Annotated in this window: 7 protein-coding genes; 3 read left to right on the top strand and 4 right to left on the bottom strand. The window is 32.8% G+C overall.

Going from position 1 to position 10,558, the window contains the following annotated elements:
• Positions 1-55: 55 nt before the first annotated feature.
• Positions 56-1,396 carry a hemolysin family protein gene (locus tag NTX22_13840; protein MCX6151604.1) on the top strand — a complete coding sequence of 447 codons (1,341 nt, stop codon included), beginning with the start codon at positions 56-58 and terminating at the stop codon, positions 1,394-1,396.
• Positions 1,397-1,474: 78 nt separating this feature from the next.
• Entirely contained in the window at positions 1,475-3,541 is a 2,067-nt protein-coding gene (locus tag NTX22_13835) for a carboxy terminal-processing peptidase (GenBank protein MCX6151603.1), read from the top strand.
• Positions 3,542-3,586: 45 nt separating this feature from the next.
• On the opposite strand, the gene NTX22_13830 is transcribed toward NTX22_13835, so the two are convergent.
• The 4 genes from NTX22_13830 to NTX22_13815 all read right to left on the bottom strand — a co-directional run bounded on the left by NTX22_13830 (position 3,587) and on the right by NTX22_13815 (position 8,508).
• Positions 3,587-4,528 carry a hypothetical protein gene (locus NTX22_13830; GenBank protein MCX6151602.1) on the bottom strand — a complete coding sequence of 314 codons (942 nt, stop codon included), beginning with the start codon at positions 4,526-4,528 and terminating at the stop codon, positions 3,587-3,589.
• Positions 4,529-4,945: 417 nt separating this feature from the next.
• Positions 4,946-5,455 (bottom strand): DinB family protein, encoded by a 510-nt coding sequence (locus NTX22_13825; GenBank protein MCX6151601.1) that lies wholly within the window; start codon positions 5,453-5,455, stop codon positions 4,946-4,948.
• Positions 5,456-6,204: 749 nt separating this feature from the next.
• Positions 6,205-7,674 (bottom strand): alpha/beta hydrolase-fold protein, encoded by a 1,470-nt coding sequence (locus NTX22_13820; protein MCX6151600.1) that lies wholly within the window; start codon positions 7,672-7,674, stop codon positions 6,205-6,207.
• Between the two features lie 15 nt (positions 7,675-7,689).
• The gene (locus tag NTX22_13815; protein ID MCX6151599.1) at positions 7,690-8,508 is read right to left on the bottom strand and encodes a hypothetical protein; all 819 of its coding nucleotides are present in this window, start codon (positions 8,506-8,508) and stop codon (positions 7,690-7,692) included.
• A 334-nt stretch (positions 8,509-8,842) separates the two neighbouring features.
• Between NTX22_13815 and NTX22_13810 the strand changes: the two genes are divergently transcribed.
• Positions 8,843-10,291: a hypothetical protein gene (locus tag NTX22_13810; protein MCX6151598.1), complete on the top strand. Its 1,449-nt coding sequence runs from the start codon at positions 8,843-8,845 to the stop codon at positions 10,289-10,291.
• Positions 10,292-10,558: the final 267 nt, after the last annotated feature.

The following is a 10,558-nucleotide window of genomic DNA, read 5'->3' as shown; positions in this document are numbered from 1 at the left end:
CGAATTACCAATTTTCAATATCCAATCTATATTTTTATTATCTTTAAAGTAGAAAATGCTGGATGTAAATAAGATGGATAGTACTACTATTGAAATAATAATTTTACTTATTTTGTTTTTTGCTAATGGAATCTTCGCAATGTCCGAAATTGCGATTGTTTCCTCGCGTAAGGCAAGGTTGGAAGATTTAAATAAGAAAGGGCATCATCGCTCTAAAATTGCTTTGGATTTGGCAAATTCACCGGGTAAATTTTTATCAACTGTTCAGGTGGGCATAACTGCGGTTGGAATTATTGCCGGTACCTTTGGCGGTGCTACGCTTGCAGAAAAGTTAGTATTATATTTTAAGTCGTTTGAACTTACTGCCAAGTACAGCGGATTTTTAGGTTATTTTATTGTTATCACATTCATCACTTACCTTTCCTTGATTATTGGCGAGTTAGTACCGAAGAGAATTGCTATCAACAATCCTGAAAAAATTGCAATTCTTATTGCTTTCCCTATGAAGGTAATTTCCATTATTGCAAAACCCATCGTAAGTTTTTTAACATTTTCTACAAATGTTATTTTAAAATTGCTGGGAGTTAAACCATCCAGTGAGCCAACAGTAACAGAAGAGGAAATAAAAATTCTAATCCGGGAAGGAAAGACTGCGGGAATAATTGAAGAGGCGGAACAAGATATTCTTAATTCTGTTTTCAAATTTGGCGATAAAAGGGTAGAATCGATTATGACACCACGTACGCAAATTGCCTGGCTCGATTTGCATTCACCAATGGATGAGAATCTGAAAATTATATCAGAAAGAAATTATTCTCATTACCCTGTTTGTGATGAAAATATTGATAACCTGCTTGGCGTTGTTCGAATAAAAGATATATTCAAATCCCACATTGAAAATAAGGATTTGATGCTGAAAGATTCTTTGCTTCAGCCTTTGTTTGTGCCAGAAACTTCCAGAGCGCTAATACTTCTTGAGCGATTTAAAGAAACCAAAAACCATGTTGCAATTGTTATTGATGAATATGGTGGCATCCAAGGATTGGTTACCTTAACTGATCTTGTTGAAGAAGTGCTTGGAGAATTTCCTGGTTCTGATCAAGAAGAGGAACCTTATGCAGTTAAAAGAGAAGATGAATCCTGGTTAATTGATGGAATGATCCCTATCGATGAATTTAAAGAAATCTTTAGTCTGGAAATACTTCCTGGTGAGGAAGAAGAAGAATTTCAAACTATAAGCGGTTTTATAATGCTTCAGCTTGAAAGAATTCCACATACAGGAGATAAATTTGAAAATTCTGGTTTATCCTTTGAAGTTGTAGATATGGATGGTAATAGGATTGATAAAATCCTGGTAAAAAAAATGCCACTGCCGAATGTAAATCAAATTGATTAAAAACAGATAATCACAATCAATGGAAACTTATAATCAGGAATTTTGTTAAAGAAAGATAAATTTAATCGGAATTGAATTATGAAAAAACTCTTTTTTATTTGGTTCTTATTCGTTTTAGTAACATATGTACCTGCAAATTCTTTCCCAGAAAAGATAAAGCAGGATGGCGATACGATAACCACTCTGCAACCAGAAAGTAAACATCAGAAATCTGACCTGTTGATAATGACTTTACTTACAAGATACCATTACAAGAAAACGAATGTTAATGATTCGTTGGCTTCAATAATTCTCGATCGTTATCTGCAATCGCTTGATTATAGTAAAACCTACTTTCTTGCTTCCGATATTGAAGGATTTAAAAAATATAGAACCGAACTTGATGACGATCTTAAAATTGGTAGATTAAAACCAGCTTACGATATCTACAATAAATTTATTGAACGGCTTAAAGAAAGAGATAATTATATCTACAAGGTTCTTGATACTGAACCTGACTTTACAGTTAATGAATATTATGAAGTTGATAGAAAAAACGCTAATTGGATAAATGATGAAACCGATCTTAATGACATCTGGCGGAAACGGATTAAGAATGAGGCTCTTAACGAAATACTTAAGGGAAAAACCTGGAAAGAAACTGCTGACATCTTGAAAAAACGTTACGAAAATTTCCAGAAGAGGATGCTTCAGTATAATAGCGAAGATGTTTTTCAATTTTATATGAACAGTTTTACAGAAGCAATTGATCCGCATACAAATTATTTTTCTCCTGTTACTTCAGAAAACTTTAAGATAAATATGAGCCTTTCTTTGGAAGGGATTGGTGCACAGCTTGGAGCTGAAGATGATTACACAAAAGTGGTTGAAGTTATTGCTGGCGGTCCCGCATTTAAAAGTAATTTGATTCATAAAGATGATAAAATTATTGCAGTTGCACAGGGAGATACCGGTAAATTTGTTGATGTAATCGGCTTACGCCTTGATGATGTTGTTAAAAAAATACGCGGTCCAAAAGGAACAGTTGTACGTCTTCAAATCCTGGAAGCTGAGCTTGGAGTTAATTCCACCCCCAAGGAAATACGGTTAGTAAGAGAAAAAGTTAAATTAGAAGAACAGGCAGCAAAAAAAGAAGTTATTCAATTAAACGAGGAAGGTGTTCCATACAAACTTGGTGTAATAACATTGCCATCTTTTTATTTTGATTACGAAGCGCAAGCCCGCGGTGAAAAAGATTATAAAAATGCAACTCGAGATGTAAAAAAATTGTTACTTGAATTGAAGGATGAAAAAGTTGATGGTGTTATTTTAGATTTAAGAAATAATGGCGGCGGTTCTTTGCAGGAAGCAATTGACTTGACCGGCTTATTCATTAAAGATGGTCCGGTTGTTCAAGTGAGAAATTCTGATGGAAGGATTGAAGTTGGAACAGATCCGGATAATGGTATTGTATATGGAGGACCGCTCGCCGTTTTAGTTAACAGGTTTAGTGCGTCAGCTTCTGAAATATTTGCTGGTGCAATTCAGGATTACCAGCGCGGATTGATTATTGGCGAACAAACTTATGGAAAGGGAACTGTTCAAAATTTAATTGATCTTAACCGGCTTTCCTTGGGTGATTCTACAAAACTGGGGCAGTTAAAAATTACAATTGCAAAATTTTACAGAATAAATGGTGGCAGCACTCAACGACTTGGTGTAATACCTGATATTCCATTTCCTTCATCTGCAGATTCGAATGAGTTTAGAGAAAGCTCTGAACCAAGCTCTCTTCCTTACGATCAAATAGCTTCTGCTAAATTTAATTTGTTCGAAAATTTAAAAGAAATTATTCCAAAACTTTTAACAAAACATGATGAACGCGTTAAGGACAGCGCAGAATTCCAGAATATTATTGAAGAGATTGATGATTATAAAGCTGAGCGTCAGAAAAAAATGTTATCTCTAAACCTGGAGCAGCGCAAAAAAGAAAAAGATGAAGCCGAAGAAAAACGATTGCAGCGTTTAAACGAAAGAAGACAAGCTGCTGGACTTAAATTGCTTCAGAAAGGTGAAGTAGCGCCAAGAGAAGATAAACTTGATGATCCGCTTCTTAAAGAAAGTGCAAATATACTTGCGGATATGATCCTGTTAGGATTAAAATAAAATTATCTTGTTGTCAATTAGGTAGAAAAATTTTTCTCAAAATTTTTATTTGGTAACATTCAGATTTAACATATGAACATTACCATTTAGTGTATGGTAAACAATTTTATCACCGGCAGGAGACCAGTCGGGATAAAGTTCAATCTGGTCATCAGTAAATGTTAACTGCACTTTATTTTTTCCATCGGAGGTTACTGCCCAAATATCTGATGAAGTAAAATTATGTCCATCGCTTTTATCTATCATATAAGCAATCCAATTACCATCCGGAGACCATTGTGGAGCATTTGCCCAACCTAAGTTTACCAGCACATTACCATTAAGATCGCAAATGTAAGACGCATCTCCAGCAAATGTAAACAAAATTTTCTTTCCATCAGCAGAAAGCGATGGCCAGATATAGTTGCCGTTTCCAAGAGGATTAAGAACATTCTTTTTTCCATTCCTGAACAATATTAAATTTTGATTTTCGATAAGCACAACCGGGTTGGTTTTTTTTATTTGTACTCTGCTAAGCTTTTTGTTGGTTGAATTCAGGACCGTAACTTCACCGGAATTTGTATAAACACAATTTCCATTTTTTGTTACCAATGGAGTTGATAAATCCTTTTTATCTTTAACTAAATATTTTATTTTTTTGTTGCTAAGATTCTCTGTTAAAAGTGATGATAATTTTCTTCTATTCTCAAATCTATTTATTCTGAAATACACATTTTTCGAATCCCTTGAAAAGGCAAAACCATATCCGGCTCCATAATAATCATTGAACTTAACCAGTTTCCCTTTGCTAAGTTCCATATAATAGAGCCCGGCAAAGTTTGCTGCGCTAAAAAAAACCTTTTTACCATCAGGTGTAAACTTTGGATAATAAAATGCTCCCTGTGCATCGTAAGTAAGCTGGGCGCTGCTTTTAACACTAATGTTCTGCGATTGAATAACTGTAAATGCAATTGATATGAATACGAAAATAAAAAATCCCTTCCACATTTAAATACCTGCAATATTAAAAAAACATTTTTTCAGGTTAAAAATAGATGAATTTAGTGAACTTTGAAATAGGGGGTGGGAAAGAACGAAGAGTGAAGAACGAAGAGTGTAGAATGAAGAATGAAAAATGATGCATTTATAACTGAAAACCTAAAAATAAAAGCTACAAAGTATGGGGAGGATTTTTTAGATTTTATTAATTCTCTATTTATTTTCTCACATATTCTATAGCACGTTATATTTAGATATAAATCGAGATCGAATGCATATAATAATCAAATTGAACTTCGATTATTCCATCCAATCTCTTTTTATTAAAATTTATCGATACTTCAAGCCTCTGAAAACCTTGCATTTTAAACTATTAGCTTTATATCAATTCTCAAATAATATGAAATTCTATTAAGAGAAAATATTTTACATCCAGGGTTCGTCTGCAGTTGGACCATAAATAGAAGGTACTTTTCCACCAGCAATACGAATGTAAACAGACATCTGTCCACGATGATGAATCATATCCATTAGAATTGTCCAAAAAATATCGATTGTCCTTAAGTCCATCATCTGTTTTGGACCAACAGGAAATGCAACAGGAGTATTCAAATTGTCTTCCACTAAATTCTTTATTTTGTTCAAAATCTGTTTAAAAGATTTATCATACGTCGCAATAATTTCATCAATTGTTTTGGGTGCAGGAGGTGTTTGTCCACTGAAATCAATTTTTCCCTTTAGCGCCATTTCAAAAACTCCTAATTCCATTACAAAAGTCCATGCAAGATCTCTGGCTGTGCGAGATTTTTCTGCTGGTTTTAGATCTAGTTTGTTTGAAGGAAATGCTTTAAGAACTTTAACAGTTGTCTGGTATTCACGTTCAAAAGTTTGTAAGAACTGATCTTTTTCTGTTAGCAGTGTTATTGTCTTTTCCATTTTTTATCTCCTTAAAATTATTTTTAAAAATTAAATTAGTAATTACGGATATTATTATTCCGCATCAGTAACAATAAAATTGAAAATCCTTTCTTGCTTTTTTTATATAATATAAAAGTAATTAATTTAGAGTCAACAGCACAATTTGGAACCAGGATTTGGAGTGAAATAATTATTTCTAAGGGAATGGCTGAAATAGGTAGGAAGCAAATTACAATTCCGACTGCCTAAATCCTGCTATATACTCAAGGCGTCAACTTAAGGTAAAATATTTAGTTTATGATGAAAATAGCCCCGACCCTGCTTACCGTAGGCAGGTTTTCAAGTCGGGGAAAGAATATTCTCCATGAATTTAGGGCTTTAACCCAACATTAGGATTGTACTTGCCTACTGCAAGTAGGTTGGACTAAAGTCCAGGATTTTTTGTGGATTCCGATACTCCGGCATAAATGCCGGAGCTATTCAAGTGCAAAATTTTCTTAGGTTGACGCCTATGTGCTATATACTGGATTGGTTTCTATAAGTAACGTTACAACCATTTTCTATTTCTGATTACCATTCCACATAACGTAGGAATCCGGCAGATACTAAAATATTTTCTTTCTTTGGAAATTAGAATTTGAAGTTTAACATTAAGTAGATCAATAATTGTAGGATTAATTTAAAACGGTACAATTAAATTATTCCATTAAGGAATTTTATAATGGAGTTCTACAAGGAAATAATTAACTCTAGTACCTTGTTGAAATTTACTTTAGCAGAATTAGTTTTTTTATAGAAACTAAATCTCCTGCTTGTAATTTGTAATAGTATGTTCCACTAGAAAGTTTTCTGCCATCAAAATTGATTCTATAATTACCTGGTTCCTGATTTTCGTTTACAAGAACAGTTACTTCATTTCCAATAATATCATATACTTTTAATTGTATGAATACACCCGGGTTTGCTTCTTGAATTGGAATCGTGTATTCTATCGTCGTTATGGGATTAAATGGATTTGGATAATTTTGTTTTAAAGTGAAAGATACTTTTTCCGGATTTATATCTTTAACTGATGTTGAATTAGCCGGAAAAAAGTATTGGAGAAGATCATCAAGAGTAGCACGCCACAAACCCCAACTATGTCCCTCCGGTCTTTCAATCCATTTAAGTTGATAACCTTTTGTAACTAAAACATCTTTTATCAACCTCCAGTCATCAGATACATCAGCGTAGGTTCCCCAGACTGAAAAGATTTTAATCGGTTTAGCTTCCTGCAATCTTAACATATTGCTTACTTCATTATTGTTCGTCCAGAAAGCGCCGGACTGCTGCCCGCAATTTGCAAATACATCGGGATGATTATAACAAATAATTGCAGAAATATTTCCACCGAAAGAATCACCAAGAACTAATCTGTTATTCGGTTTAGGATCAGTATTATAAATTGAATCAATAAAATGAACCAACTCCTCAACAAAAAATTGTGCATATAAATTTCTTTTACCATACGCATATTCATCATTCCGGTTATTGGGTTGAACAAAAATACCCACAAATGGTTTAATCTTATTGCTATCCAGCAGATTATCAATAATATTTTGTGCGCTGGCAAAATTTAAATAATCATTTCCATCTTGAAAATAAACAGCTGGATATGTTGTTGCTGATGAATCATAATCTGGTGGCAAATATATTCGTAATTGGTAATTTGCCTTCACGATATTACTGTGGATTGATTTCTGTTCTATTTTGCCATGCTTTATATTCGCTTTATAATTTATCTCCCAGGGTTGTACATACTCCGGCATAGCAAGTTCTGAATTTGCACCAAAACCACCTGGTACTCTGTGTGGGTTAGCCGGATCAAGTATCCAGGTGCCACCATTCAAAATAAATTTGTAGTCAAGTCTTGCATTCATTTCAAAGTTAGCGCTTCCATAAAACAAATCCGTACCATCCAGTTTTGTTAAATTTGGACTGGGATTCCAGCCAGTAAAATCGCCAGCAACTTGAACGGTATTAGAATTACCACGGTAAATAAAATTTGCAGTATTCTTTTCAATAAATGGAATTCCTTTAGTTTGCGCAAATGAATAAAAGCTATCTACTACGGTCTTCTTTGCTGTTTGATCGGATATAGAATTAACGCGATTCAGAAAATCCCCGAATTGAGATTGTGCTAAAAAAGTTTTACTGAATGTTATTATAAAAATAAACAGCAATAATTTTTTAAACATAAATTTCCCTTGTTATTATTTTTTTTCTAACTGCAAGTAAAGCAAAGAATGATCAGAATATTTTTTAATCCAGTCAGCTTTGGCAGTATTATCTTTTTCGTTAACCCATCCTCTAACATCAACATTTTTACCATTAAAAGAAGTAAACTTTAGTTGTTTGGAAGCAACAACCTGATCTAAGTTTGAAGGTTTCAATTTACTTGAAGGACCATTCCACCACGTAAAGTCCGAAGTTTTGGTTAGTAAAACCATATTACAACTTTGTGCATTTTTAGCAATCTTTTTCAACTCAATATCAGCAAGAATTTTTTTATCGAATGGATATTCCATTCCCATAATATTCAGGTCGCCAAGAAAAATAAAGTTAGAAATACCTTTACCGGCTTTCTTTGAAATTTCATCAAGATATTTTTTTAACTTGAATGCACGTTCAAACATATCGTCACGTATTCCAAGTCCAATTGGTGAGTTAGCGCTTTTTGTATGAAGGAAGAGAATCGGGTAATCCAAATTGTCAAGTCGAACCGTAAGCAAAGCACCAGGTCGCAAATAAGTATCGCCGGATTTAAATTCCATCTTCTGGGTAAAAAATGTAGTTAGTTTTTTATTTGCTCCAACTAATATTTCCTGAACCTGTGTACCTTCTGTAATATGAAAACTGTAGTCGGGTAATTTGGTTACAAGCGAGTCATACACTTTAGCACTTTCAACTTCGTAAAGAGCAAATACATCCGGATTTTGGATCTTCAGGAAGTCAATTATCAAATCAATTCTGGCAGGATCATTTTTGAAATGTTCAACATTCCAGGAAGCAATACTAAATAATTTTTTCATATTTACACTCTCATCTTCTATTATGATTTATTAAAAGATATGTTTTCTAATTCATAACATTAATTCTTCGGTTGAAAATGGTTTTAATATTCAATCCACCGCACCAAGGTAATATCCCTTTGTTTATGCTTTCAATATAATCTTTAGCCTTTAAGAATTTAAGCTAATTTTGTATTTGTCCATTATAAAGCTGTTCTATAAAAACTAAACTAATCAGTTGTAATTTAAATAAATTCATTGCTATTAAAAACCAGAATAATTTATTTATGAATTGAATGCTATTTCCATTTAAAAACATTAATTTGCATCAAACAAAATGATTCCAGGATTAAAGATGCAAATCATTAAAAAATTTGAAAACATATACTTTAGTGTTTCAGTTAAGAATGTTTTATTTGTTCTCGTATTCTTTATCTTAATAATGTTTTCTATCCTAACATTAGGTTCAGTATTATTTTTTGAATTTATAGCTTCAATTATTGACAAGCTAAATTGTGGAGCATGGGTAAATGAATTTTCGGTTGTTAGTTTAATAATAGTAATAACCATATTGTTTTTTTACCTGGCGATAGTAGCGTTCGCTTTTTTATTAAGGACTAAAAATAATTTGGTTTCAATCCTTATCGTACTAACAATAATTGTAACCGCAATTTTTTCTGCCGGAATATGGATGAATCCCGCGTTGATATCTGGTTCAAGATCCGAACAAGTTCTAAATATCAAAAATGCATCATTCACCATCGGAACTTTTCCGAATAATAAAATGCTTTCGAAGTTAAAAGACGATGGTTATGATGCAGTTATTTCATTATTAAATCCTTCAGTCTTTCCATTTGAATCAAGTTTATTAAAAGATGAATTGTTTAATGCCAGCCTAACCAAAATAAAAATCATTGAAATTCATTTGCTTCCCTGGAATACTTTGGAAAAATCCCGGATAAAAAACTTGCTTGATACTTTAATTAATAAAAAGGGGAAGTATTATATTCATTCATATTTGGATAATAACCGGATTAATGTTTTTCGGAAAGTACTTTTAGAATTGAGAAATAATCTTGCTGTTAAACCGGCTAAATCGAGAATTCCATTAGATAACGTGAACAATCTTGAAAGAGGGGAAGTGATTAAATTGGCAAATGATATTTATTTTACACCTTATCCAACAGACGATGAATTCGATAAAATCATCTTCCCAAGCGGCGTTCGAAGTGTTGTTGCATTGTTGAATGATAAAAATCCTGATGATACAAGCTGGATAAATAAGGAAGCTAAATTACTAAAACAAAAATCCATTCAATATTTCCTTAAGCCTGTATCAATTTATCCTTATGATGCCAGTGGAGTTTTTGAGATAACATTGTTTGTTCGCGCACTTTCCAAACCAACAATAATTCATGCTGTAAACACTAATTCCTTAATAAGCGAAGCATTCATTCAGACTTTTAAATTTGAGAAAAAAGCTTTTCCACCGTCATTGTTTTATGAATCAATGTCTAATGGTAAAGTATCACTTGTTCTTCCAAATGTAGTTGTAGGACCAAAACCAACAGTTAAGGAATACCAAAAATATTTATTTGAAAAAGGTGTAAGAGGAATAATTTATTGTGGTTCCGAAAAAAAGATTTTAACAGTTTATGATAAGAATTATTTTAAAAATGTAGGCTTAAGTTGGGAACATTTGGATGTTGATAGTCTTTCATTTAAAAAGGAAATCAAAGCTGGTGGAATGTGGTATATTTACGGCGCCGATAGTCTAAAAATAAAAATAGCGCTTCTAAAATAATTCTTTACTTAACTGGAAAATATTCCTTTTCAGTAAAAAATATTTGGAAGCTTTTCCAGAGTTTATTTTGTTATTAAAATAAAAAAGGCGAATCATTTGATTCGCCCTTAGAAATAGGATTATACGGAAATTATTTTGTACGGACGAATTCAATTCTTCTGTTCTTTTGTTTGCCTTCTGCTGTTTTATTAGTAGCAATTGGTTTGCTGAACCAATAACCTCTAGTGGTTATTCTCTTCTCATCAATACCTTGATTGACTAACCATG

The sequence above is a fragment of the Ignavibacteriales bacterium genome (assembly GCA_026390815.1).
In the GTDB taxonomy this organism is placed as follows: domain Bacteria; phylum Bacteroidota; class Ignavibacteria; order Ignavibacteriales; family SURF-24; genus JAPLFH01.
This window is presented reverse-complemented; position numbering and strand designations above follow the sequence as displayed.